The organism is Williamsia sp. Leaf354 (genome assembly GCF_001424365.1).
GTDB lineage: Bacteria > Actinomycetota > Actinomycetes > Mycobacteriales > Mycobacteriaceae > Williamsia_A.
This window is the reverse complement of the sequence record NZ_LMPL01000005.1, coordinates 12698-38741: the sequence shown is the minus strand read 5'-3', so window position 1 is coordinate 38741 and position 26044 is coordinate 12698. Positions and strand designations below refer to the sequence as shown.

20 protein-coding genes are annotated in these 26044 nt (G+C 70.0%); 12 read left to right on the top strand and 8 right to left on the bottom strand.

Features of this window, described 5'->3' with window-relative positions; genetic code table 11:
• The first annotated feature begins 8 nt into the window (after positions 1-8).
• From nirB to ASG12_RS17120, 4 genes are all read left to right on the top strand, one after another.
• The gene (gene nirB / locus ASG12_RS17135) at positions 9-2531 is read left to right on the top strand and encodes a nitrite reductase large subunit NirB (RefSeq protein ID WP_055793769.1); all 2523 of its coding nucleotides are present in this window, start codon (positions 9-11) and stop codon (positions 2529-2531) included.
• A gap of 130 nt (positions 2532-2661) precedes the next feature.
• Positions 2662-3027 carry a nitrite reductase small subunit NirD gene (gene nirD, locus ASG12_RS17130; protein WP_055792374.1) on the top strand — a complete coding sequence of 122 codons (366 nt, stop codon included), beginning with the start codon at positions 2662-2664 and terminating at the stop codon, positions 3025-3027.
• Positions 3028-3065: 38 nt separating this feature from the next.
• Positions 3066-4226 (top strand): uroporphyrinogen-III synthase, encoded by a 1161-nt coding sequence (locus tag ASG12_RS17125; RefSeq protein ID WP_443089108.1) that lies wholly within the window; start codon positions 3066-3068, stop codon positions 4224-4226.
• 35 nt (positions 4227-4261) lie between these two features.
• Positions 4262-4942, top strand: coding sequence for a sirohydrochlorin chelatase (locus ASG12_RS17120; RefSeq protein ID WP_055792370.1), 681 nt, complete (start codon positions 4262-4264; stop codon positions 4940-4942).
• Positions 4943-5383: 441 nt separating this feature from the next.
• Here ASG12_RS17120 and ASG12_RS17115 read toward each other — a convergent pair whose 3' ends face one another.
• The gene (locus ASG12_RS17115) at positions 5384-6175 is read right to left on the bottom strand and encodes an alpha/beta fold hydrolase (RefSeq protein WP_055793767.1); all 792 of its coding nucleotides are present in this window, start codon (positions 6173-6175) and stop codon (positions 5384-5386) included.
• Positions 6176-6338: 163 nt separating this feature from the next.
• Between ASG12_RS17115 and ASG12_RS17110 the strand changes: the two genes are divergently transcribed.
• Together ASG12_RS17110 and ASG12_RS17105 are read left to right on the top strand one after the other, a co-directional pair.
• Complete coding sequence (locus ASG12_RS17110) at positions 6339-9716, top strand: ATP-dependent helicase (protein WP_055792368.1); 3378 nt, start codon at positions 6339-6341, stop codon at positions 9714-9716.
• Entirely contained in the window at positions 9709-13170 is a 3462-nt protein-coding gene (locus tag ASG12_RS17105) for an ATP-dependent helicase (protein ID WP_055792365.1), read from the top strand. Before ASG12_RS17110 ends, ASG12_RS17105 begins: the two co-directional genes overlap by 8 nt.
• Before the next feature lie 7 nt (positions 13171-13177).
• Here ASG12_RS17105 and ASG12_RS17100 read toward each other — a convergent pair whose 3' ends face one another.
• Positions 13178-13699 carry a TetR/AcrR family transcriptional regulator gene (locus ASG12_RS17100; protein ID WP_082502208.1) on the bottom strand — a complete coding sequence of 174 codons (522 nt, stop codon included), beginning with the start codon at positions 13697-13699 and terminating at the stop codon, positions 13178-13180.
• A gap of 166 nt (positions 13700-13865) precedes the next feature.
• Here ASG12_RS17100 and ASG12_RS17095 point away from each other — a divergent pair, with 166 nt between their 5' ends.
• Positions 13866-14900 (top strand): aldo/keto reductase, encoded by a 1035-nt coding sequence (locus ASG12_RS17095; protein ID WP_055792357.1) that lies wholly within the window; start codon positions 13866-13868, stop codon positions 14898-14900.
• Between the two features lie 22 nt (positions 14901-14922).
• Here the strand turns inward: ASG12_RS17095 and ASG12_RS17090 are convergent, their stop codons facing one another.
• Positions 14923-15324, bottom strand: coding sequence for a DoxX family protein (locus tag ASG12_RS17090; protein ID WP_055792354.1), 402 nt, complete (start codon positions 15322-15324; stop codon positions 14923-14925).
• Positions 15325-15432: 108 nt separating this feature from the next.
• Here ASG12_RS17090 and ASG12_RS17085 point away from each other — a divergent pair, with 108 nt between their 5' ends.
• Positions 15433-16497, top strand: a complete 1065-nt coding sequence (locus tag ASG12_RS17085) for a potassium channel family protein (RefSeq protein WP_156378160.1) — start codon at positions 15433-15435, stop codon at positions 16495-16497.
• Here the strand turns inward: ASG12_RS17085 and ASG12_RS17080 are convergent.
• Positions 16473-17051 carry a TetR/AcrR family transcriptional regulator gene (locus tag ASG12_RS17080; RefSeq protein ID WP_327197958.1) on the bottom strand — a complete coding sequence of 193 codons (579 nt, stop codon included), beginning with the start codon at positions 17049-17051 and terminating at the stop codon, positions 16473-16475. The two genes, ASG12_RS17085 and ASG12_RS17080, sit on opposite strands and share 25 nt — an antisense overlap.
• 21 nt (positions 17052-17072) lie before the next feature.
• On the opposite strand from ASG12_RS17080, the gene ASG12_RS17075 reads away from it, so the two are divergent.
• Positions 17073-17735, top strand: a complete 663-nt coding sequence (locus tag ASG12_RS17075; protein ID WP_055792345.1) for a lysophospholipid acyltransferase family protein — start codon at positions 17073-17075, stop codon at positions 17733-17735.
• 9 nt (positions 17736-17744) lie between these two features.
• On the top strand, positions 17745-18677 hold the full coding sequence (gene nudC, locus ASG12_RS17070; RefSeq protein ID WP_055792343.1) for an NAD(+) diphosphatase: 933 nt from the start codon (positions 17745-17747) through the stop codon (positions 18675-18677).
• Positions 18678-18705: 28 nt separating this feature from the next.
• Here nudC and ASG12_RS17065 read toward each other — a convergent pair whose 3' ends face one another.
• Positions 18706-18957 carry a mycoredoxin gene (locus ASG12_RS17065; protein WP_045823561.1) on the bottom strand — a complete coding sequence of 84 codons (252 nt, stop codon included), beginning with the start codon at positions 18955-18957 and terminating at the stop codon, positions 18706-18708.
• 105 nt (positions 18958-19062) lie between these two features.
• Between ASG12_RS17065 and ASG12_RS17060 the strand changes: the two genes are divergently transcribed.
• Both ASG12_RS17060 and ASG12_RS17055 read left to right on the top strand, forming a co-directional pair.
• On the top strand, positions 19063-21138 hold the full coding sequence (locus ASG12_RS17060) for an ATP-dependent DNA helicase UvrD2 (RefSeq protein ID WP_055792341.1): 2076 nt from the start codon (positions 19063-19065) through the stop codon (positions 21136-21138).
• Positions 21139-21654: 516 nt separating this feature from the next.
• A complete protein-coding gene (locus ASG12_RS17055; RefSeq protein ID WP_082502207.1) occupies positions 21655-21981 on the top strand; it encodes a WhiB family transcriptional regulator in 327 nt (108 codons plus the stop codon).
• Positions 21982-22024: 43 nt separating this feature from the next.
• Here ASG12_RS17055 and ASG12_RS17050 read toward each other — a convergent pair whose 3' ends face one another.
• The 3 genes from ASG12_RS17050 to ASG12_RS17040 all read right to left on the bottom strand — a co-directional run bounded on the left by ASG12_RS17050 (position 22025) and on the right by ASG12_RS17040 (position 25841).
• Positions 22025-23341, bottom strand: coding sequence for an ABC1 kinase family protein (locus tag ASG12_RS17050; protein ID WP_055792337.1), 1317 nt, complete (start codon positions 23339-23341; stop codon positions 22025-22027).
• Between the two features lie 34 nt (positions 23342-23375).
• Positions 23376-24281 (bottom strand): hypothetical protein, encoded by a 906-nt coding sequence (locus tag ASG12_RS17045; RefSeq protein ID WP_055792334.1) that lies wholly within the window; start codon positions 24279-24281, stop codon positions 23376-23378.
• A 90-nt stretch (positions 24282-24371) separates the two neighbouring features.
• Complete coding sequence (locus ASG12_RS17040) at positions 24372-25841, bottom strand: zinc-dependent metalloprotease (protein WP_055793765.1); 1470 nt, start codon at positions 25839-25841, stop codon at positions 24372-24374.
• Positions 25842-26044 lie beyond the last annotated feature (203 nt).

The window sequence follows — 26044 nt, the reverse complement described above, 5'->3', positions numbered from 1 at the left end:
ACGCGAAGATGAGCAGCAAAACCGTCGTCGTCATCGGACACGGCATGGTCGGCCACCGATTCGTCCAGGGCCTGCGGGAGCGTGACGTCACCGACCAGTGGCGCATCGTCGTCCTCGGCGAGGAACAGGACGCCGCCTACGACCGGGTCGGGTTGTCGTCCTACGTCGGCGCCTGGGATCGATCGTCACTGGCGCTGGCCGGCAACGACTATGCCGGCGACACCCACGTCGACCTCCGGCTCGGCGTGGGTGCCGCCTCGATCGACCGGGACGCCCACGTCGTCGTCGCCACCGACGGTGCCCGGGTCGCCTACGACGCGGTGGTGCTGGCCACCGGTTCATACCCGTTCGTCCCACCGGTCGACGGTCACGACGGCGACCGCTGCTTCGTCTATCGGACCCTGTCGGACCTCGACGCCATCCGGACCACCGCCGACCGCGCGGGAACCGGCGCCGTCGGTGTCGTCGTCGGCGGTGGGCTGCTGGGCCTCGAGGCCGCCAACGCCCTGAAGCTCATGGGACTCACCCCCCACGTCGTCGAGTTCGCGCCGCGGCTGATGCCGCTGCAGGTCGACGACGGCGGTGGAGCCCTGCTCGCGAGCCTCGTCACCGAGCTCGGTCTCACGGTGCACACCGGTGTCGCGACCACGTCGATCGCCGAACGCGCCGAGGCGTCCGAGGCCGAGGCGCTGCGCGTCACGCTCAGCGACGACTCGCACATCGACGCCGCACTCGTCGTGTTCTCCGCCGGTGTGCGTCCACGCGACGAGATCGCGCGCGAGGTCGGACTCCCCGTGGCCGAGCGTGGCGGCGTTCTGGTCGACAGTGGTTGTCGCACCGAGGATCCGGAGATCTTCGCCATCGGTGAGGTCGCCGCGGTCGAGGGTCGCTGTTACGGACTAGTGGCGCCGGGATACAGCACCGCCGATGTCGTCGTCGATCAACTGCTCGGGGGTTCGACGACCTTCGGTGGTGCCGACATGTCGACCAAGCTGAAATTGCTCGGCGTCGACGTGGCCAGCTTCGGTGACGCGATGGCCGCCACCGAGGGGGCACTCGAGGTGGTGTTCAGCGACCCCGTCGCCGGCACCTACGCCAAGGTGGTGGTCTCCGACGACGCGCGCACCCTTCTCGGCGGCATCCTCGTCGGTGACGCCGACGCCTACGCGATGCTCAAACCGATGGTGGGGTCGGCGATCCCGGGCGATCCGTCCGATCTCATCGCACCGTCGGGTGGACCCGCGATCGGTCTCGGCGCGCTGCCCGACGCCGCCGAGATCTGTTCGTGCAATGCGGTGTCGAAGGGCGCGATCTGTTCGGCGATCGCCGACGGCGCCTGCGACGTGCCGGCGGTGAAGGCGCAGACCTGCGCGGGCACAACCTGCGGCGGGTGTCTGCCGAGCATCAAGAAGCTCCTCGCCGAATCCGGCGTGGTGCTGAGCAAGTCGCTGTGCGAGCACTTCGCCCAGTCCCGCTCGGAACTGTTCGAGATCGTCTCCGCGACCGGTATCCGCACGTTCTCCGGGCTCATCGCGCAGTACGGCACCGGGACCGGCTGCGACATCTGCAAGCCCACCGTGGCGTCGATCCTCGCGTCGACCTCCAGCGACCACATCCTCGACGGTGAGCAGGCCGCCCTGCAGGACACCAACGACCACTTCCTCGCCAACCTGCAGCGCAACGGCTCCTACTCGGTGGTCCCACGCATGCCCGGTGGCGAGGTGACCGCCGATCAGCTGATCGTGATCGGCCAGGTGGCCAAGGACTTCGGTTTGTACACCAAGATCACCGGCGGCCAGCGCATCGACATGTTCGGCGCACGCGTGGAGCAGCTCCCCGAGATCTGGCGCCGGCTCGTCGACGCCGGGATGGAGTCGGGACAGGCCTACGGCAAGAGCCTGCGCACGGTGAAGAGCTGTGTCGGCAGCACGTGGTGCCGGTACGGGGTCCAGGACTCGGTCGGCATGGCCGTCGATCTCGAGAAGCGCTACCGCGGACTGCGATCACCTCACAAGATCAAGTTCGGGGTGTCGGGGTGTGCCCGCGAGTGCGCGGAGGCCCGCGGCAAGGATGTCGGTGTGATCGCCACCGAGTCGGGCTGGAACCTCTACGTCGCCGGCAACGGCGGACAGAGTCCGGTGCACGCGCAGTTGCTGGCGTCCGGACTCGACGACGCCACGTTGGTCGCCTACATCGACCGCTACCTGATGTTCTACATCCGCACGGCCGACCGGCTGCAGCGCACCGCGCCGTGGCTCGAATCGCTCGAGGGCGGTCTCGACCACCTCCGCGAGGTGGTCGTCGACGACAGCCTCGGCATCTGCGACCAGCTCGAGGCCGCGATGCACGCGCACGTCAGCGGCTACCGCGACGAGTGGTCGGCGGTGCTCGAGGACTCGGAGAAACTCAAGCGGTTCGTGTCGTTCGTCAACGCGCCCGCCGAGGCCGATCCGACCATCGATTTCGACTCCTCGACCGGTCGGAAGGTGCCGGTGCTGCTCGGTTCGCCGACCGTGCCGGCGCGGAGCTGAGAGGTGGTCGGCACCCTGGCATCCCCGCGAGCTGCGGGTTTACCGGCGACCGACACCGCCGAAACACGGCATTCACATGACCTGACCACACTGGTACCCGGCCATCCGACAGTCGAGCAGGAGCGTCCCCATGACCGTCATCGACCATCAGAGCCCCGACATCGCCACCCACACCTGGACACGTGCGTGCGCGCTGACCGACCTCGTCCCCGGCCGAGGTGTCGCGGTGCTGCTGCCCGATGCCACGCAGGTGGCCCTGTTCCGCATGCACGACGACGAGTTGTACGCCGTGGGCAACATCGACCCGTACGGTCGCGCCGCGGTCATGAGTCGGGGTCTCGTCGGTGATCGTGGCGGTGAGCCCACCGTCGCGAGCCCGCTGCTCAAGCAGGTGTTCTCACTGCGTACCGGTCGGTGCCTCGATGACGAGGGTGTCGGCCTCGGTACCCATGCGGTCCGCGTCGTCGACGGCGTCGTCGACGTGTGTTCGTGTTGACCTCCGGCCCCGACGTGACCGCAGATCCCGGCCCCTCGATCCCCGTTCCCGCGGCGCCCGCCGTCGCCGAGCGACCACTGGCCGGGTTCACCATCGGGATCACCGCGGCGCGTCGTGCCGACGAGTTCGAGGCGCTGCTCGTGCGTCGTGGCGCCGAGGTGGTGCACGCGCCGGCGATCCGCATCATCCCGCTCGCCGACGACGCCGAACTGCAGCGCGTCACCGCCGAGATCGTCGCCGACCCACCCGATGTCGTGATCGCCACCACCGGGATCGGCTTCCGTGGGTGGATGGAGGCCGCCGACGGCTGGGGCATGGCCGAGGACCTCGTCGAGTCGCTGACGCGATCCACCGTGCTGGCGCGCGGCCCGAAGGCGAAGGGGTCGATCCGCGCCGCCGGGTTGCGTGAGGAGTGGTCGCCGCCCAACGAGTCGTCGAGCGAGGTGCTCGATCACCTGCTCGCCGGCGATGTGGAGGGCAAGCGGATCGGTGTGCAGCTGCACGGCGCCACCACCGAATGGGAGCCGCTGCCCGACCTCTGCGAGGTGTTGCGCGAGGCCGGTGCCGTCGTGGTGCCGATCCCCGTCTACCGCTGGACACCGCCCGCCGACACCGGACCGATGGACCAGATGATCGCCGCCGCCATCGGCTGCGGCATCGACGCCATCACCTTCACCAGCGCCCCCGCGGTCGCCTCGATGCTGGGACGTGCGCACGACACGGGGCTCCTCGAACCGCTTCTGCACGCGCTGCGGACGTCGGTGGTGCCGATGTGCGTGGGTGCGGTCACCGCGGGGCCGCTTCACGCGCTGCAGGTCCCGACGGTGCAGCCCAACCGTTTCCGGCTCGGCGCCCTCGCCCGTCTGATCGCCGACGAGCTCCCGCGCCGCGCGACGGTGCTACGAGTCGCCGGACACGACGTCACCATCCTCAGCCGCAGCGTCGTCGTCGACGGCGAGGTCCGCACCCTGACCGCCGCCGGGCTCGCCCTGCTGAAGGGATTGTCGCGCACGCCCGGTCGGGTGGTGTCGCGGCAGGCGCTGCTGGCCGAACTACCCGGTGGGGGTGACGACACCCATGCCGTCGAGACCGCGATGGCCCGACTGCGCACCGCGCTCGGCGACTCGAAGATGGTGCAGACGGTGGTCAAGCGTGGTTACCGGCTGTCGGTCGATCTCGAGGACGAGGACGTCCGGTGACCGAAGCCGTTCTCCCGCAACACCTACCGGACGGTATGACACCGATCGTCGTCGCCCACGGCACGCGGTCGTCGGTGGGTGTGGCCACCGTGGCCGCCATCGCCGACCTGGTGGCGCAGCGCATCGGCCCCACCCGCGTCGCGTTCGTCGACGTCCTCGGACCGAGCCCCAGCGACGTCCTGCGTGATCTCGACGGGCCCGCGGTCGTGGTCCCGGCGTTCCTCGCGTCGGGGTACCACGTGCGCGTCGACCTCCCCGAACACATTCGTGACGTGGGACGGGAGAACGTCTCCGTCGCACAGGCTCTGGGTCCTGATCCGGTGATCGCCGGGGTGCTGCTGGCCCGGTTGCGGGAGGCGGGGTGGCGACCCGGCGACGCCGTCGTGCTCGCGGCCGCGGGATCGTCGGACCCCGACGCGTGTGCCGACGTGCGACGCGCGGCGGACATGCTCGGCGACCTCACCGGTGGCCGCGTCGATGTCGGGTACGTCACGACCGCATCGCCCTCGGTGCCCGAGGCGGTCGCCGCCGCACGGGGTCGTGGCGCGCGAAGGGTGATCATCGCGTCGTATCTGCTGGCGCCCGGCCTGTTCCACACCCGGCTCGCCGGCTACGGCGCCGACGGGGTGGCCGAACCCCTCGGTGCCGATCCCGCGATCGCCGACCTCGTCGTGGCCCGCCTCGTCGCGGCGGCCCTCCCCGTAACCGTGCACTGACCCCCGCGTCCATCGGGCACCTAACTGCGTCCATCGGGCACTTAACTGCGTCGACTGGGCGGCTAAATGCGTCGATCGGGCACCTAACGCCATCGATCGGGCACCTAACCGCGTCGATCGGGCACCTAACGCCATCGATCGGGCACCTAACTGCGTCGATCGGGCACGTAACGCCGTCGATCGGGCACTTAGGTGCATCGACTGGGCAGTAATTGGCGTCGACTGGGCAGATGACGACGTCGATCGGGCACCGGTTCGCCTGACCGTTGGCGGCACCGTGATCGACGCGGCTGTCTGCCCGTTCGATCCGTCGAAATGCCCACTCGACGCCGTTACCTGCCCACTCGACGCGGTTAGCTGCCCGATCGACGCAGTTACCTGCCCGATCGATGCAAAGAAGTGCACGGTCGGCGGGGTTGGGTGCGCGGTCGCGGGGTGGGGTCAGGGCGTGGTGCGGGCGACGATGTCGCGGACGAGTCGTGCGGTGAGTTCCGGACGGGACAACGGGACCATGTGGTCGCAGTCCTCATGGGTCACGGTGAGGTCGTCACCCAGCACGTCGTGCAGCGCGTCGAGGAACTCGGGCCGGACGTACGGCGGTTGCACGCGGTCGGCGATCACCAGATGCGTGGGAACGGCGACCGCCGGCACCACGAACGGGCGCGCCAGTTCGCTCCATGTCGCCGCGACAGCGCTGGGATGCACCCGCCACGTGACACGCCCCCGGTCATCGGTGGTGAGGTGCTCGGCGATCTCGGTGGTCAACAGGTCGTCGGGGACCTCCCACCAGGCCTCGGCACGTTTGCGATCCCATGCGTCCTGTCGGTCCCGCAGGTACCAGCTGTCGAGACTGCTCGCGGCGACCTCCGACATGACGTCACCGTCGAGGCCGATGGCGGGATCGAGGAGCACCAGTCCCCGTACCCGTTCGGGCGCGGTCCGGGCGAGATGGACCGCGAGTGCCCCGCCGAAGGAGTGTCCGACGACGACGACCGGTTCCTCGGTCGCCTCGTCGAGCACCTCGATCAGCGCGCCCACCTGTCGTTCGATGGTCCACGGCGCCGCCCACGACGCATGCCCGTGCCCCAGGAGATCGGGCGCCACGATCCGCAGTTCGGGGAGGTGTCCGGTCGCCAGGTCGCGCCATCGCCGACCGTGTCCGGTGATGCCGTGCACCGCCAGAACGGCTGCCCCGTCGGCCGGACCGAAGATCGTGACCGCCATCTCGCTCATACCCGCGATCTTGCCCGAGATGCCCAGCTCCTGTTCGCCGCGCCCCGTCTGCCCGCACCGGTTCTCACGGTCGGGTCGCGCCGGGCGGTGTCGGGGTCGGATGATCTGATCGACCCGACGCGACACACGCATGGGTGGCGACGAACCGGGGGAGGGAAGCGGAATGGCCGAGCAGGCGACGCGGGCTCGACAGCGGACCGAGGTCCGTGCGTCGCTCATCGCCGCACCGCCGACCCCGACGGTCGTCCACGAGTGGGAACCCGCCGCGGCCACGCTGGTGGCCGGACCCTCCGGGCAGGAGGCCGGAAGCGGCGATGGCTGGCGGCCGGTGCGGATCACCGGTGGCCCGGGCACGGGTAAGTCGTCGTTGCTGGTCGACATCGCCGTGGCCCGTCTCACCGACCCCGGTGTGGATCCCGAGTCGGTTCTCGTCATCGCATCGGATCGTCGTGCCGCGGCACGTCTGCGCGAGGAGATCAGCGGACGTGTGCTGCGCGCATCCGACACCGACGGCAGCGGGCTGCGACGTTCCACGCGGGAACCGTTGGTGCGCACCGTGCATTCGTATGCGTTCGCCGTCCTGCGGTTGCAGGCCTCGGCGCAGGGCAACCCGCCGCCGCGACTGATCACCGGGTCCGAACAGGACGCCGTGCTCCGCGAACTGCTGTCCGGTGACATCGCCGACGGCGCCCGCAACTGGCCCGCACGACTGCGCCCGGCCCTGGGCACCGACGGCTTCGCGCAGGCGCTGCGCGACCTCATGATGCGGGCGGCCGAACGTGGAGTGGGACCCGAACAGCTCATCGCACTGGGGCGAGAACACGGTCGCGACGAGTGGGTGTCGGCCGGGATCGCCTACCGGCAGTACGAGCAGACGACGCTGCTGCGCGGTGCGGTCGGCGTCGAGGCGCCGCAGGCGTCGGCACCCGCGGTCGACGCCGCCGAACTCATCGGCTCGGCACTCACCGCGCTCTCGACCGACGACGTGCTGCTCGACCGCGAACGGGCCCGGATCCGACATCTCCTGGTCGACGACGCCCAACACCTCGACCCGCACGCCGCGGCGCTCATCCGGCTCGTCGGCACCGGCACGGTCGAGACCGTCGTCGCGGGCGACGGTGACCAGTCCGTCTTCGGGTTCCGTGGCGCCAGCTCACGATTCCTCGACGAGCTGGTGCCCGCCGGCGACGACCGCCGCGACATCGTGCTGCGGGTCAACCACCGCAGTATCGACGAGATCGCCACGGCTGCAGCCGACATCGCCGCACGGCTCCCGCGCACACGGTCGCCGCGGCCGACGGTGGGGGCCGGCACCGGCACCGGCGCGGTGAGCGTCACCGCGTACTCGTCGGCGGCGAAGGAGGCGACGGCGATCGCCGACACCCTGCGCCGAGCCCACCTCTTCGACGGTGTCGCGTGGTCGGACATGGCCGTCATCGTCCGATCGGTCCCGCGGGCGATCGCACCGCTACGGCGCGCTCTGCGGTCAGCGGGCGTACCCGTCGCGACGCCCGCGAACGAGATCCCGCTGCACAGGCAGCGAGCGGTCGCGGCCCTGCTGACGGTGATGCGCGGAGTCGACGACATCCTCACCGCCGACGACGCGTTGATGCTGCTGTCGGGGCCGATCGGCGGCGCCGACCCGACCGCGCTGCGTCGGCTCCGCCGCGGCCTGCGGCGGGTGGACGCCGCGCTCAGCGACGCGGCCGGTGCCACCGAGGACGCATCAGGAGACCCTGCCGCCCAACGTGATTCCCTCGACATCGTCGTCGACCTCCTGGCCCGGCCGTTGTCCGACACCGGCGCGCACACCGACGCGCTGACCACCACCGAACGGACACCGCTCACCCGGGTTCTCGAGGCGCTGGCGGCCGCGCGCACGGAACGCGCACGCGGCGGTGGCGTCGAGGACGTGTTGTGGGCGGCGTGGCAGTCGACCGGCGCAGCTCGACGCTGGGCGGCGACCGCCCTGCGGGGTGGCCCCGCCGCCGATCAGGCCGACCGTGATCTCGACGCGGTCGTCGCAGTGTTCGATGTGGCGGCGAGCTTCACCGACAACCTGCCCGCCGCCACCGTCGGGGCCTTCGTCGAGCACGTCTCCAAACTGCAGATCCCGGGGGAGCAGTCGCGGCGCGCGGTCGTCGCCGAGGCGGTCACCATCGTCTCCGCGCACGCCTCGGCCGGGCGGGAGTGGGACGTCGTCGCGGTGGCGGGGGTTCTCGACGGGTTGTGGCCCAGCCTGCGCAGCCGCGGCAGCATCCTCGCCACCCCACAGCTGGTCGACCTGCTCGACGGTGTCGCGACCGAGGCGCTCGACACCGTCTCCCGGACGGCGTCGGCCCTCGCCGAGGAGCGCCGACTGTTCCTCGTGGCGTGTTCCCGGGCCCGTCGGCGCCTGATGGTGTCGGCGGTCGACGACGGCAGCGGCGACTCCGCCCCGTCGCGGTTCGTCATCGAGATGGCCGCCAATGCAGACGGTCTCGACCCCGACACCGCCGTGTCCGCCGACGGACTGCTCGAGGTCGCACCCGCGGTCCGTCGCGTCCTGTCGCTGCCGTCTTTGGTGGCCACCCTGCGCGCCCAGGTGTGCGCGCCCGAGACACCCGGCGCCGTGGACGCCGACCAGAAGACCCACGCCGCCGAACTGCTCGCCCGCCTCGCCGACGCCGGTGTCCCCGGCGCTCATCCGGTCGAGTGGTTCGGACTGCCCGAGGCGAGCAGCGACGTCGGGCTGTGGGATCCCGAACGGGGACCGGTGACCTTGTCGCCGTCGTCGATCGAGGCGCTGCAACGGTGTTCGTTGCGCTGGATGCTCGAACGCAACGGAGGCCGCGACGGCGATTCGGCGCCCGCGGTCGCGGGGACGCTGGTGCACACCCTCGTCCAGGCGCTCGCCGGGCAGATCGATCCGACGCACGTCACCGAGGCCCTGCACCGCGTGTGGGATCAGGTCGACGTGGGCGCGCAGTGGTTCTCGGCCCACGAACTCGATCGCGTCGAAGGCATGTTGACCCACTTCGCCGACTGGCTCGCCCGCTCACGCACCGAGCTCGACGAGGTCGCGGTCGAGGTCGATGTCGACGCGGTCATCCCCGCCGACGACACCGTCGACGAGCCCGCCGTGCGACTGCGGGGCCGGATCGACCGACTCGAACGTGACGGGCAGGGGCGGCCGGTGGTGGTCGACGTCAAGACCGGCAAGACCATCGTGAGCCGCGACGACGCGCAGGTCCACCCGCAGCTCGCGGCGTATCAGCTCGCCCTCCATCTCGGGGGCGCCCCCGAGATCGGTCCGGCCGAGCCCGGCGGTGGACGCCTGGTCTACGTGAACAGTGCGTCGACGAAAACCGGTGCCACCGAACGGGTCCAGCCGCCGCTCACAGGCGATCAGATCGAGGAGTGGATCGGACTCGTCCGCTCGGCGGCGAGGGCGAGTGTCGGCCCGCGTTTCGTCGCGACGGTGAACAGCGGATGCGTACGATGCCCGCTCACCGCGTCGTGTCCGGCGTCGATCGCGGGGAAGGCGGTGACCGATGACTGACGGGACCGTGTCACCGATCTCCACGCGCATCTCGGCGCGGTCGCTGTCGGCGGCGCTGGGGTTGCCGGCACCGACCGACGAGCAGGTGGCGGTCATCGAGTCACCGATGGAACCGCTGCTGGTGGTGGCCGGTGCGGGCGCGGGCAAGACCGAGACCATGGCGGCGCGGGTGGTTTGGCTGGTGGCCAACCGCATGGTGACCCCCGACGAGATCATCGGGCTCACCTTCACGCGCAAGGCGGCGGCCGAACTCGCGGCGCGGATCCGTCGTCGTCTCGCGATGCTCGCCGCGTCGTCGGCGATGATCGGCTGGGATCCCGACGGGTCGATGCGCACGCTGCTGCGCAGCGCCGATCCCGAGGTCAGCACCTATCACGCCTACGCCGGTCGCCTCATCGCCGACTACGGTCTGCTGCTGCCGGTGGAACCGGCCGCGACCCTGCTGTCGGAGACCGAACTGTGGCAGCTCGCGTTCGGGGTCGTGACCGGCTGGTCCGACGACCTCGAGACCCCCAAGACGCCGCTGGGGGTCACCGAATCGGTGCTCAAGCTGTACTCCGATGCCGCCGAGCATCTCGTCGATCCGAGCGACATCGACGGCTTCGGCATGGATCTGCACCAGCTCATCGACACACTGCCGCCGGGTCCGCGCCAACGCGCCGATCCGTCGAAGGAGCTGCGCGGGATCCAGGAGGTCATCCTCGAACGCCATCGCTTCGTCCCGCTCGTCGAACGCCTCGCGGCGACCATGCGTGAACAGAACGTCCTCGACTTCGGCAGTCAGATGTCGTTGGCCGCCAGATTGGTTCGCGATCATCCCGAGGTGGCGCGCGCGGAGCGACAGGCCGTGCGCGCGGTGCTGCTCGACGAGTACCAGGACACCGGACACTCCCAGCGCGTGCTGCTCTCCACCCTGTTCGGGCGGCCTCTGCAGGCTCCGTCCGACACGGCCTCGACCGAGGATGAGCCGGTGTCGATCGCGGTCACCGCGGTCGGCGACCCGATCCAGTCCATCTACGGCTGGCGCGGTGCGTCGGCGGCCAACCTGCCCCGTTTCGCCACCGACTTCCCGGATTCGTCGGGGGCACCGGCGCAGCAGATGGAGCTGCTGACGAGCTGGCGCAACCCACGGACGGCGCTGGAGCTGGCCAATCGGATCTCGGAAGATCTACGCGCGGTCGGGATTCCGGTCAGCGTGCTGCGGCCCCGCGACGACGCCCCCGACGGAGCGGTGGACGTGGCGTTGCATCCGACCGTGGTCGACGAGCGCACCTGGCTGGCCGAGGAGATCTCCGCGGAATACGCCCGGGCCGAGGAGGCGGGTGAGGCCCCGCCGACGACCGCGATCCTGGTGCGTCGCAACGAGGACTCGGCCCCGTTGGCCGCCGAACTCGAGAGCCGCGGGATCCCCGTCGAGGTCGTCGGCATCGGTGGGTTGTTGTTCGTTCCCGAGATCTGCGACGTCGTTGCGATGTTGCGGCTCATGGCCGATCCGATGGCGGGCACGGCGGCGATGCGACTGCTGACCGGGGCGCGCTGGCGGCTCGGGGCGGCCGACCTCGCGGCTCTGTGGCGGCGTGCCCGCCACCTCGCCGCGGTCGAGTTCGCCGCGGTCACCGGCGTTGTCGCCGATCTCGCCGCGCTCGACGACGCGCTGGACTCGGCGTTGCCGACCGACGCGGTCGATCAGGCCGGGCTGGGCGACGCCATCGCCGATCCGGGTGACAAGGCCCAGTACAGCGCCGAGGGCCACCGGCGGATCGTCGAGTTCGCCGCGATGCTCGACGGGCTGCGACGGCGCATCGGCCAGTCACTGCCCGATGTCGTGGCCGATGTCGAGGCGACGCTCGGTGTCGGGATCGAGACCCAGATCCGGGCGCGCCGGATGCGCGGGACCATCACCGGGCGTGAGCATCTCGACGCCTTCGCCGAACACGTGTCGGCCTACGCCGAGCGATCGGCCGCGACACTGCCCGGCCTTCTCGCGTTCCTCGAATCCGCCGTCGCCATCGAGAAGGGACTCGAACCCGGCGCCGTCGAGATCGCCGAGGACCGGGTGCAGATCCTCACCGTGCACGCGGCGAAAGGCCTCGAGTGGGAGGTGATCGCCGTGCCGCATCTGTGCACCGACATCTTCCCGGGTGGTCGGTCCGACGGCACGTGGATCGGCAGTGCGCGGGAGCTGCCCGCGGCGCTGCGTGGTGACCTCGCCGATGCCTCCGGCGTGGGGTTCCCCCGGTTCGACACCTCCGCGGTCACCGACCGCAAGGAACTCGAGACGGTCATCGCCGACCACAAACAGGCCCTGCGTGACCGCAAACTGGAAGAGGATCGGCGACTGCTGTACGTGGCGCTGACCAGAACCCAACGGCGGCTGCTCATCTCGGGACACCACTGGACGGCCAAGCACGACAAGCCCAAGGGTCCATCGGTGTTCCTCACCGAGATCGGCGAGATCGTCACCGACCTCGGCCAGACCGACACCGACGACGCCCACCCTGCGATGGTCGGGATGCACCTCGTCGAGTGGGCTCCCGACCCCGCCGACGGCGCGGAGAACCCGCTCTCGGCGCACGCGGTGACCGCATCGTGGCCGCCCGATCCGCTCGGCGACCGGCGTGCGCAGGTGCGCGCCGGGGCCGACCTCGTGCTCGAGGCGTTGCGCACCCGCGGTCAGCCGACGCTGTTCGACGCCGGCCTCGAACCGACCGGTGCCGCTGCGGACACCGACGTGTCCGCGGGTGATCCGGCCACGAGCGACACCGATGCCGACGAGCTCGACGGCGATGTGCTGCGCCGTGAGGTCGATGCGCTGCTGGCCGAGCGCGCGGCGGCGAACTCGATCGACCTCGAGGTGGTGCTCCCGCATCACCTCTCGGTGAGCGATCTGGTCGAACTCGACCGTGACGAGGCGGCGTTCGCCCGCAGGCTGCGGCGACCGATGCCCTTCAAACCCAACCGTCTGGCCCGTCGAGGCACCGCGTTCCACGCGTGGGTGGAGCGCCGCTACGGTGCGACACGCTTGCTCGACATGGACGAGCTGCCCGGTGCCGCCGACGAAACCTCCGACACCGACGCCGATCTCGCGACCCTGCGCGACGCGTTCCTCGCCTCGGGCTGGGCGGCGCGCAACCCCGTCGAGGTCGAGGTCCCGTTCGAGACGGTCATCGGCGACACCGTGATCCGCGGACGTATCGACGCGGTGTTCGCCGAACCCGACGGCGGCGCCGTGGTCGTCGACTGGAAGACCGGTGCGCAACCCGATGCGGCACAGGCGACATCGGTGCAGATCCAGCTCGCCGCCTACCGCATCGCGTGGGCCGAGCTGAGCGGCATCCCGGTCGAGCGGGTGCGTGCGGCGTTCCACTACGTCCGCTCGGGTGTCACGGTCGAACCCGACGACCTCCCCGACCGCCGGCGGCTCGCGCAGATGATCGACGGTGGTGACCGGTGACGAGATGTCATGCGGTGAAGGCGCCGGCCGCCACCGCGGCGAGGACGACCGCGACGGCTCGGTCGGCGTCATCGCCGTCCGGCGGAGTGAGCGTCGTCAGGAACCGGTAGTAGAGCGGCGCCGAGACCGCTCGGATGACCTCGTGGGCGTCGGTCCCGGCCGGGGCCTCGCCACGGAGGATCGCATCGTCGACGCACGGCGCCCATTCGGTGACCCGGACCGCGTAGAAGGTGGCGAGCGCCTCGGCCGTGGTCGGGTCCGCGGCGGCGGCGGCGAACATGGCGCGGAACAGTCGGCCCTGTCGGGCGTACCCCAGGGTGTCGACGACCAGTGCGGCGTTGGCGGTGAGGTCGCCTCGCAGTGATCCGGTGTCGGCGCGTGGACGGGACGACGCGGCCATCTCCACCAGGAGATCCGACACCAGCGCAGACGCCGATCCCCACCGCCGGTAGAGGGTCGTCTTGCCGACGCCGGCGCGCTCGGCCACGACGGGGAGCTCGAGGGCGTCGAAGCCGCGGTCGGCCACCATGTCGCCGACCGTGCGGAGAACGGACTCGCGGACCTGTGCGGTACGCCCACCGGGCCGAACGGTTCCTGGGTCGGTCACGCCCCCGATCTTAACGGGTTCACAGTTCCTTTAACGGTGATACCTTCGGCCCGATAGTAATGGAACCAGCGACCCGTTAAGGAGAATCATGGACTACCGACGTGTGGGCGACTCGGGTCTGGTGGTCTCCGAACTGGCCTTCGGGACAGCCACGTTCGGGGGAGTGGGCGACTTCTTCGGCGCATGGGGTGCCACCGACGTCACCGAGGCCCGACGCCTGATCGACATCTGTCGCGACGCCGGGGTCACCCTTCTCGACACCGCCGACGTGTATTCACAGGGCCGATCGGAGGAGGTGCTGGGCGCGGCGATCCGCGGTCGGCGCGACGACTTCGTGCTGTCCACGAAAGCGGCACTGCCGATGTCGGATCGCCCTGGCGACGTCGGCGTGTCGAGATCGCGACTGCTCCGGGTCGTCGACGACGCACTCCGACGCCTCGGGACCGACCACATCGATCTCTTCTCGCTCCACGGGTTCGACGCCTCCACGCCGGTCGACGAGGTCCTCGCGACGCTGGACTCGCTCGTCGCCGCGGGCAAGATCCGGTACACCGGGGTGTCCAACTTCTCGGGGTGGCAGGTGATGCAGTCGCTGGCCCACGCCGATCGCGACCACCGGCCGCGACACATCGCCCACCAGGTCTACTACTCGCTGGTGGGTCGGGACTACGAATGGGAACTGATGCCGCTGGGTGCGGCCGAGGGCGTCGGCGCCATCGTGTGGAGTCCGCTGGGGTGGGGGCGCCTCACGGGAAAAATCACAGCGGGACAACCGATCCCGCCCAGGAGTCGACTGCACACCACCGCAGACGCCGGACCTCCCGTGAACGACGACCTGCTCCACGAGGTCGTCGCCACCCTCACCGACATCGCGGCCGAGACCGGCCGAACCGTCCCGCAGATCGCCCTGAACTGGCTGCTGCGGCGCCCGACGGTCTCGAGCGTCATCGTCGGGGCCCGCACCGAGGCTCAGCTCGTCGACAACCTGGGCGCGGTCGGATGGGAACTCGACGCCGAACAGATCCGCCGGCTCGACGACGTCAGTGCCGTCGAGGCGCCGTATCCGTACTTTCCGTACCGACGGCAGGAGGGGTTCGCGCGGCTGTCGCCGCCGATGGTGTGAGAGTGGTTGTCCCCGAACCGACTCAGGGGGTCGCGCGGTAGATCTTCAGCGCGCGGGTGATCATCGGCACCTGCAGCGGCAGGCGCGCGATCGCGCCGTAGCGCAGCAAGGGCTTCTTCCACAGGACGCGCACCGAGTTGATGTTTGCCGGGAACACCGCGACGTAGAGGGCCACCGCGGCGAGCGCCGCACGCTTACGGGTGCGGGGGATGAGCAGCCCGACACCGATCGCGGCCTCGGCGACACCCGAGGCGTAGGTCAGGGTGCGCGGGTTGCCGGGGATCTCCTGCGGGACGATCGAATCGAAGGGGCCCGGGACCACGAAATGCAGGGTCCCCATGCCGATCAGCGCGCTGCCCATCACGGTGGCGTCGCGGCGGACGGCGTCGCGGCGGTGGGGGAGTCTGTCGAGGAGTGTCGCCATGCCGACCACTGTCGCACAACGCTCGGCCGCGGTGGCCGATGACGCGTCCGCAGACCATGTGGACACGAGCGGTCACGGTCGGCCCCGCCGCGATATATGGTCGCCGTGATGCCTGGTCCACTACGTCGCCGTCTGCGGTCCGACGACCTCACCGGTAAACCCGATCACGCTCTCGTCGGCGTGGTGCGCATCCCCGAGATGCAGCAGAGCCCGGTCAGGGCGATCAGCCGACGAGTCCTGTTCGCACTCGGTGCCCTGTTCGCGGCGGTCTTCATCGTCTACCTCGACCGCGACGGCTACCGCGACGTGCAGGACAACGAGCTGTCGTTCCTCGACTGCCTCTACTACGCGACGGTGTCGTTGTCGACGACGGGCTACGGCGACATCACGCCGTTCGCCCCCGAGGCGCGACTGATCAACGTGCTCGTCATCACCCCCCTGCGGGTGATGTTCCTGATCGTCTTGGTCGGCACGACCCTCGAGGTGCTCACCGAACGTTCGCGGCAGGCCCTGAAGATCCAGCGTTGGAGGAGCAAGGTGCGCAACCACACCGTCGTCGTCGGCTACGGCACGAAGGGCAAGACCGCGGTGAACGCGATGATCGGCGACGGCACCAAGCCGTCGGAGATCGTCGTCGTCGACTCCAATCAGACCGTCCTCGACTCAGCGGCGTCCAACGGACTGGTCACCGTGCGCGGCGACGCCACCCGCTCGGATGTGTTGCGCCTGGCCGGAGCGCAGCACGCCTCGGCCATCGTCATCGCCACCAATCGCGACGACACCGCCGTCCTGGCCACGCTCACCGCGCGCGAGCTGGCGCCGCGGGCGAAGATCGTCGCCTCGATCCGCGAGGCGGAGAACACCCATCTCATCCGCCAGTCCGGTGCGAACTCGGTCGTGGTGTCGTCGGAGACCGCCGGCCGTCTCCTCGGTCTGGCCACCTCGACCCCCGCGGTCGTCGAGGTCATCGAGGATCTGCTGACCCCCGACGCGGGCTACGCGATCGCCGAACGCGACGTCGAGCACGACGAGCTCGGCGCCTCGCCGCAGCACCTCGTCGACATCGTCCTCGGGGTCGTGCGTTCGGGACGTCTGCATCGTGTGGACGACAGCGAGGTCGACGCCATCGAGGCGGGCGACCGCCTGCTCTACGTCCGCAAAGGTCCTGCCTGACAGGCGGAATCGATGATGTCGCGCACGACGAGTCGGTGATCGACCCCCGGCGCGACGACCCCCATCGCGCCGGTCGAGTGCACCATCGCCACCCCGTGGACGCCGGTCCACAGCGAGGCCGCGCGACGCTCGGTGTCGTCGAAGCCCAGGTCGTCGAGTTGTCGGCGTAGCCACGTGAACAGCGGTCGGGATGTGGCCCGGAGATCCTCGCCGCCGCTCACGAGCAGATCGTGTCGGAACATCAGCGCGAACATGGCGGGCCGACGGACGGCGAAGTCGACGTAGGCGTGCGCCGCCGCATCGATCCTCGCGCGGCCTTCGGGTTCCCGTCCCGCCGTCTCGATCGCCGACGCGAGATCGGACAGTCCCGCGGCCGCGATTGCCGACAGCAGTGCGCGGTGGGTCGGGAACCACCGCCGGGGCGCGCCGTGCGAGACCCCGGCTCGTCGAGCGATCTCGCGCAGGCCGATGTCGACCGACCCGCTCTCCTCCATCAGTTCCACGCCCACCCGCATCAGGCGGTCCCGTGTCGACTCCACGTAGACAGTGTCCACCACCTTTGGTAGACACTGTCTATGCATGCTGCTCAGTGGTGGTGTCGGCACGTCGTCATCGGGCCCGCGCTCCGGATGTGGCACCGCCCGCGGGTGATCGGGGGCGAACACCTCCCGCGACGGGGTGCGGTGATCGTCGCGGCAAATCACCTCGCCGTCTGCGACTCGTTCCACCTCGCCCTCGCCGCGCGCCGACCGGTGTTCTTCCTGGCCAAGAGCGACTACTTCGATCAGCCGGGCACGGGTGGCGCGCTGCGCCGCAGATTCTTCCTCGCGGTCGGACAGATCCCCGTCGATCGTTCCGGTGGATCGGGTGCGGCGCCGGCGCTCGCCGCGGCGCAGGAGGTGCTCGCGGCCGGCGACGCCTGGGCGATCCATCCCGAGGGGACGCGGTCGCCCGACGGCCGGGTGCACCGCGGCCGGACCGGGGCCGCCCGTGTCGCCGCGCTCACCGGCGCCCCGATCGTGCCCGTGGCGATCTCCGGCACCGTCGGCAGCACGTGGGGACGACGGCACGTGACGATCCGTGTGCTGCCCCCGATCCGGGTGGCCCCCACCGACGACGTGCGCGCCAGAACCGACGCGCTCATGCAGACGATCGCGACAGCTGCCGGTGTGTCCTACGTGGATCGGTACGCGCGTCCGCGCTCGGCCGCCGATGCCGCCGCGATCTCCGATCACTAAGCTCTCGGCGTGGCCACATTCGAGTTCGTCGAGTCCCCTCTGCTGTCCCGATCGACGATCGACAGGGCCGACGAGATCCGGCACGACACCGAGTTGTTGGCCGGCGCGTGGCCGCAGGCGAAGGTTCTGGAGATCGACCCCGAGGGCCGCTACGGCGTGGGGGAGAACGGACTCCGCTGGCGTCCCGCGCCCGACGTCGCCCCCGAGATCCCCGCGACCGCCGTCCTGTTGGGCATCGACGACGGCGTGTACCTGTGGGCGATCCGGGTCCCCTCCATCGAGGGGCGCACCGCCGACGCACGGCGCAGCGCGGGCAGGCTCAGCGGTGACGAGGCGGGCCTGGTCAGCACCGCGTTGGGCATGCTGAACTGGCATGACGCCGCGGCCTTCTCGCCAGTCGACGGCAATCCGACCGAACCGATCAAGGCGGGTTGGACCCGACGGAACACCGTCACCGGCCGCGAGGAGTTCCCCCGCACCGATGCCGCCATCATCACCGTCGTCCACGACGGCGCCGACCACGTCCTGCTGGGCCGTCAGTCGGGGTGGCCCGAGAAGTGGTTCTCCACGTTCGCGGGCTTTGTCGAACCGGGTGAGTCCCTCGAGCAGTGCGTGGTCCGCGAGCTGCACGAGGAGACCGGCCTCGACGTCTTCGAGCCGCGGTACCTCGGCAGCCAGCCCTGGCCGTTCCCGCGGTCGCTCATGCTGGGCTTCGAGGCCCGCGCCGACCGCGACCAGCCGTTGAACTTCCTCGACGGTGAGATCACCGAGGCGATCTGGTTCCCGCGCGACGAGGTGCTGGCCGCACTCGCCACCGGCGACGAATGGCTGCGCAGCGATCCCGAGCCCGCCGAGGGGACCGAGTCCCCGCGCTTGCGTCTCCCCGGATCGATCTCGATCGCCCGCCAGCTGGTCACCGCCTGGGCGCACGACAAGGACTGATCGTCCCCACGCCCGACTCGTGTCGCGCTCAGACGCCGAGCTTGGCCTTCACCTCGCGCACCGAGGGGTTGGTGGCGGTGGAGCCGTCGGCGAACTTCAGCGTCGGCACCACGTGGTTGCCGTTGTTGACGCTGCCGACGAACTCGGCGGCCGAGGGATCGGCCTCGATGTCGATCTCGGTCCATTCGATACCCTCGCTGCGCAGGCCGGTCTTCAACCGGGCGCAGAAGCCGCACCACGAGGTCGTGTACATGGTCAGGGCGGAGTTCTCGCTGCTCATGGCCCGTCCAACGTCTCGGCACGGTGTCCTTGTTCCCGGATGGGCGGTGTCGTCTCGCGCGGTGCCCGCTGCCCGCTGTCGCACCTCGTTGCGATACTGGGAGCCATGAGCACGCTCGACGGCCTCGATCCCGAACAACAGGCCGCAGTCCTCGCACCGCGCGGACCGGTCTGCGTGCTGGCCGGCGCGGGGACCGGCAAGACCCGCACCATCACCCGGCGCATCGCCCACCTGGTGACCGAGGGACACGTGCGCGGTGGTCAGGTCCTCGCGGTGACGTTCACCGCACGTGCAGCGGGGGAGATGCGCGGCCGTCTGCGGTCGCTGGGCCTGGCCGAATCGGGCAACACCGTGCAGGCGATGACCTTCCACGCCGCGGCGATGCGACAACTGCGCTACTTCTGGCCCCAGGCCATCGGCGACACCCGCTGGGAACTGCTCGACAACAAGTTCCCGGTGGTCTCCCGCGCCGCCCGTCGCGCGGGACTCGACACCTCCACCGAGACGCTGCGCGACCTGTCCTCGGAGATCGAGTGGGCCAAGGCCTCGCTCATCGGTTACGAGGAGTACGCCTCGGCGGTCGCAGCGCGCCGCCGCGAGACGCCCCAGGCGCCGGAGAAGGTGGCCGCCGTCTACGAGGCCTACGAGGAGGCGAAGATCTCCCACGACGGTGACCGCCTGCTCGACTTCGACGACCTTCTGTTGATGACGACCGCGATCCTGCGCGAGAACGACGGTGTCGCCGAGGAGTTCCGCGACCGCTACCGCTGCTTCGTCGTCGACGAGTACCAGGACGTCACCCCCGCGCAGCAGGGCCTGCTCGACGCATGGCTCGGCGCACGCGACGACCTCACCGTCGTCGGCGACGCCAACCAGACCATCTACACATTCACCGGGGCCAGCCCGAAGTACCTCCTCGACTTCACCCGTCGGTTCCCCGACGCCGAGATGGTGCGCCTCGAACGCGATTACCGCTCCACCCCGCAGGTGGTCGGGTTGGCCAACCGTGCGATCGGCGCGGCGCGCGGTCGGGTGGCGGGCACGCGACTGGCCCTGGTCGGTCAGCGCCCGCCGGGACCCGATCCCGAGTTCGCCGAGTACGACGACGAGCCGGCCGAGGCCGCCGGCGTCACGGCGCGGATCAAGAAGCTTCTGGCGCAGGGGGTCCCGGCCGCGGAGATCGCCATCCTCTATCGCGTGAACGCGCAGTCGCAGGCCCATGAGGACGCGCTGACGGCGGCAGGGATCGCCTACCAGGTGCGCGGCGGCGAGGCGTTCTTCCAGCGGGCCGAGATCCGACAGGCGATGCGGGCGATCTCCTCCGCTGCGGCCCGCGATGACCTGCCCGAGGACGCCGACCTCGTCACGCTGGTCCGTGCGGTGCTGGTGCCGTTGGGTCTCACCGACGCCGAGCCGACCGGCACCCAGGCGCGTCAGCGATGGGAATCGTTGCGCGCGTTGGTGACCCTCGCCGAGGACCTCCGCGCCGACGTGCCCGACATCGACATCGCCGGCCTGGCCACCGAGCTCGCCGCACGCTCCCAGGCCCGGCAACCGCCCACTGTCCAGGGCGTGACGCTGTCGTCGTTGCACGCGGCGAAGGGCCTCGAGTGGGACGCGGTGTTCCTCGTCAACGTCACCGACGGCTCGCTGCCGATCAACCAGGCGATCAACGGCGCCGACGAGGACGTCGAGGAGGAACGACGCCTGTTCTACGTCGGGATCACCCGTGCGCGTGAACATCTGCACATCTCCTGGGCGCTGTCGCGTGCCGAGGGAGGGCGCAAGAGCCGCCGCCGGTCCCGATTCCTGGTCGACCTCGTCCCCGACGACTCGCCGGCCTCACGCATCGCCGAACCCGTGCGACAGCGCAAACGTCCCCAGTGCCGGGTGTGCGGCAAACAGCTGCTCGGCAAGACCGCGTCGCTGCTCGGTCGATGCGAGAGCTGTCCGAGCAACCTCGACGAGGACCTGTTCATCGCGCTCAAGGAGTGGCGCAGCGAACAGGCCAAGGAACAGAAGGTGCCCGCGTTCGTGGTGTTCTCCGACAACACCCTCATCGCCATCGCCGAACAGCGCCCGGCCGATGTGGCGGCCCTCGTCGCCATCCCGGGCATCGGGGCGAAGAAGCTCGATCAGTACGGCGAGATGTTGCTCGGGTTGGTCGCCAGTACCGGTTGACCGGCGAAACCGCAGGTCAAAAAAAGGTTGTGCGATCGGCGAACGATCTTCTAGTCTTTCTCACATCAGTACGGGAGAGGTTGCATCAGCGATGTCGAGCGTAGAAGCGAACACACAGAAGGGAGTGGATCAGTGAACAACGCAATCGTCACCACCGCGGCATCGACCGCGTCGGCACAACCCTGCATCGCAGGCACGCGTCATCGTCACGTCTACTCCTGGGTGTCCGTGCCTCGCGCGGCGGCATACGCCGTCGCAGGCGCTCCGCGCTTCGCCCTGGCAGCAGGCAATCGCGCAGCCCACGACGCACGAGCCGAGCGCCCCGCGCTTCCCGTACCTCGACCACCTCTCACGAGCTGAGCACAGCTCGACCGAGAACACGAGGCCACGGCGAATCGCAGATGCGAACCCCGTGGCCTTTCTTGTGAACCGGTGAGAACACCCCACAAGTGACGCCCGGGTTGGCAATCCACAACCAACCGAACGACCACGTCACACACAGTGGAGGACACACCGATGACCGCGCCGACAACCCCGTCGACCGATCCGACCAGCACCTACCCGATCGGCGATCTCGCCGTGGCCCGCGCCGCGATCGTCACCGAGACCCGTCTGCCCTGCCGGGTGGCCGACCCCGATCTCTGGTTCGCCGAGAGCCCCAGCGATCTCGAGCAGGCGAAGGCCCTCTGCGCCGAGTGCCCGTTGCGGCGTGAGTGCCTCAACTCGGCGCTCGACCGGGGCGAGCCGTGGGGCGTATGGGGTGGCGAGATCTTCTCCGAAGGTGTCGTCATCGCCCGCAAGCGCCCGCGTGGGCGGCCGCGCAAGCACCCGGTCGCCGCATGAGAGATCAGAGAAGTGGGTGTCAGGCCGACAGGCTGAGACGGTCTCAGGCCGACAGGCCGGGCACCCACTTCTCCATGATCCGGCGATACGGCGCCTCGGCGTCGAGCTGCGCGGCGATGCCGACGCAGCCACCCAGCACACGGAACACCATGACGTACTCCGGCGGCACGTTCAGATGCCGCGAGGTCTTGTACACATCTCCACGCAGATCGGTCGCCTTGCCGACCGCGCGCTGCAACCACTTTCGCGTGAAGTGGAACGAATCCGCCATCAGCGGATCGACATACGCCTTCAGGTAGCGCTCGATGTCCTGCGGCGTCACCTTGTCGCGGTTGCTGCCGAGGATGAACTTCGCGTCGATCATCGCCTGCACGAGACCGTCGAACTCCTGATCACGCGCCAGACGCAGGATCTTCCCCGTCTCCGCGGGCAATCCGTTCGGATAATGGCCCACCGCACCGAAATCGAAGACCGCGAGACGTCCGTCGTCGAGGATCTGGAAGTTTCCCGGATGCGGATCGCCGTGCAACAACCCCACCCGCGCCGGGGAGGAGATCTCAAACTCCGCGAGCTTCGCCGCGACATCGTCGCGCTGCTGTTTGGTGCCCGAGGAGATGATCTGCGCCAGAGGCGTTCCCGTGACCCATTCGCTCACGACCACCTTCGGGGCGCTCGCGACGATCTTCGGGATCACGAAGTCGGGGTCGCCGTCGAACTCGGCGGCGAACGCCCGCTGGTTGTTCGCCTCACCCACGTAGTCGAGTTCGTCCTCGGTACGGGCGATCAGCTCGTCGACCAGCGCCCGCACGTCAGTGCCCGGCGTCATCCGCTGCATCAGACTCGACATGCGCGACAACGTCTTCAGGTCCGCGCGCAACGCGTGATCGGCGCCGGGGTACTGGATCTTCACCGCCACCTCGCGGCCGTCGGACCAGGTGCCGCGGTGGACCTGACCGATGCTCGCCGAGGCGGCCGGTGTGTCGGAGAACTCGGTGAAGCGCTTGCGCCACCCGGTCCCGAGCTGGGCGTCGAGAACCTGGTGCACCTTCTTGACGGGCATCGGGGGCGCCTCGGCCTGGAGCTTCGTCAGCGCCTCGCGAAACGGCTCGCCGTACTCGTCGGGGACCGCGGCCTCCATCACCGACAGGGCCTGGCCCACCTTCATGGCGCCGCCCTTGAGTTCACCGAGGACCGTGAACAACTGTTCGGCGGCCTTCTCCATGAATTCCTGGTTGATCTCGTCCTTGTCGCCGCCGGCGAGGCGCTTGCCGAACCCGGCCGCGGCCCGACCCGCCATGCCCAGCGGGAGCGTCGCGAGTTTGGCGTTACGCCGCCCGCGCCCCTCGGTGATGTCAGCCATGCACCTATCCCTTCCGACTGATCACCAGGATAGTTCACCGGCGAAACAAGCAACTGCACAGCGGGTGCGGCTCCCAGCGTCGGACCCGCAACCGCGCAGGCTGCGGCAGGTATTCGAGGGTGTGGTCGATGATCTGCGGTGCCGTGGACCCGCCGCGGGAGCCGTCCGGTGTGCGCGGTGACCGCTGCAGGCCGTGCCCGACCTGTTCGATCTGCTCCATCGCCAGGGCCGCGGTCGCCGCGACCGTCGCCGCGCTCGCGTGCCCCACCTGCCCGATCATCTGACCCGCGACGAGGGGCCACCCGGGATCGCGGTCGGCCCGATGGTGATCAGCACACCGCAGACAGCTGGTGCGCCCGGGCAGGACCAGCGGACCGATCACCCCGCTGCCGTCGCGAAGACGGACGGGCATGTGGGCGATGCCGCGTGACATCAGGCCGCCGACGATGGCGGGGTCGTGGGAGAGGTGGTCGGTGAGCACGACGAGTCCCTCGTCCCACGACGCCAACGGGGCGTCGGCCGCCCCCTGGGCCGTACGCGGACGTTGCGCGGACACCGTCACCGGGATGGACGCCTCACGCAGCAGTGTCGTCAGACGCGTGGTGAGTGGGCCGCGGCCGTGCAACCGGACCCGCAGCGAACGGGCGTGCTCGGTGGCATCGGGTTCGGCGACCATCCCGGCGTCGCGCAGGCGGTCGAGCAGGTCGCCCGCGACCTCCTCGTCGAGTCCCCACCGGCCGGCGGTCCGACGGATCTCGGCGGGGGTGCGCGCAGTGGTGAGGAAACGCAGGAACCCGACGACGTCGTCGGCGCGCAGGGTGGTGGGCAGCTGGATCACCAGGCCCCGGTCGGGGTCGCAGCCGACCTGGATACATCCGTTTCCGCGGTGGACCACCGGGGTCCCCGTCCGCAGCGCGGTGAGGGTGTCGTGTCGTGCCATGGGCAGACGATGTCACCGCCGCAGGACCCGACGTCGCGACCTGCACGGGTTATCCACAGGTCGATGTCGCCGACAGGTGGTGTGGATGGCCTAGCGGCCGGTGTCGCCCGAGCCCGTCGAATCGTCCCCGTCGGTGTCGGGGTCCTTCTTCTCGGGGTCCGTCGACTCGGAGTTCTTCGCCTCGCGAGCAGCGGCCTCGTCGGCCATCGTCTTCTCGAGCTCGGCCATCGGGTCGTCGAACGAGCTGACGTCGCCGCCGATGACGCGGTCGATGAACCCGGCGGGGGAGTCGATGTCGTCGCCGTCGGGCATCAGGTCGGGGTGGGCCCAGATGCCGTCGCGGGTGGCGACGTCGCTGCTGGTGAGTAGCTTCTCCCACAGATCGGCCGCCTCCCGGAGCTTGCGGGGGCGCAGTTCGAGACCGACGAGCGTCGCGAAGGTCTGCTCGGCGGGCCCGCCGCTCGCACGCCGACGGCGCACGGTCTCGGCGAGTGCTCCCGCGGCGGGGATGCGGTCGGCGAGGGCGTGGGCGACGACGTGTTCCACCCAGCCCTCGATGAGCGCCAGCATGGTCTCGAGCCGTGCCAGGGCTGCCTTCTGCTCCGGCGTGGTCGTGGGTTCGAACGAGGTGCCCGACGCCATCAACTCCTCGATCTTGGAGGGGTTCGACAGCAGTTCGGTCGGGTCGATGCCGTTCGCGGCCTCCTGGATGCCAGAGAAATCGACGGTGATGCCGCGGGCGTACTCCTCGACGGTCGCGAGTAGACGCTGGCGCAACCACGGCACATGCGCGAACAGGCGGACGTGTGCGGCCTCTCGCGCGGCGAAGAAGACGATGATCTCCTGCGCCGGCTGCTCGAGCCCGTCGGCGAACGCGGCGATCGCCTCGGGCAGCAGCACCGCGGTGCCGGTCGGCGCGAGCGGCAGGCCCACATCCGACGACGTGAGCACCTCTTTGGCCAGCTGGCCGAGGCCCTGGCCGAGCTGCGTGCCGAACGCCATCCCGCCCATCTGGTTCAGCATGCCCATCATCGGGCCGGCGAACTGCTGGGCCTCGGCGGGGAGACCCGCACTCAACGTGCCCGCGATCTGTGTGGCGACCGGGTCACACAGCACCTTCCATGTGGGAAGCGTCTCCTCGAGCCACTGCACGGGCGTCCAGGCGACCGATGTCGTGACACCGGCGGGCAGGGTGGTGGCGCCGTCGAGCCAGACCTCGACGAGACGGACGGCGTCGGTGACCGCCGACTCCTGACCCGCGTCGATCGGGGTGAAGTCGCCGATCTGCTGTCGGGCGAGGCTGGTGGCCACCTGGTAGTTGACCGGTCCACCGCCGCCCGAGCCCGATCCCGCGCCCATGCCGCTGATCATCGACCCGAGTTGAGACAGCATCTGCCCCAGCGCATTCGGGTCGAAACCGCCCGCGCCACCGCCGGCTCCGCCGAACCCGAACGGGTCCGATCCCGGCGCGCCGCCCGACGAGGAGTCGCCGCGTTTGCGCGCGGCGTCGTCGTCACCGTCGTCGCTGGACGATCTGAAACCGAAGGGCAGGTCATTCATGCCGTCCACGGTACCGGCGGAAACGCCGCCATCGAGGTCACGAGCAGGCGGCAATCGGGGGTTTCGCTGTCAGCGGAGATGACGCCCGCGGGCCGGTGGTCACCTTCGGCGCGGGCTGACCGTAACCGTTCTGCACGGCTGCACGCGTCCGTAGTTTCAGCGCCGAAGTGCACCCGGCCGTCGCCCTCGACGGCCTCGATAGG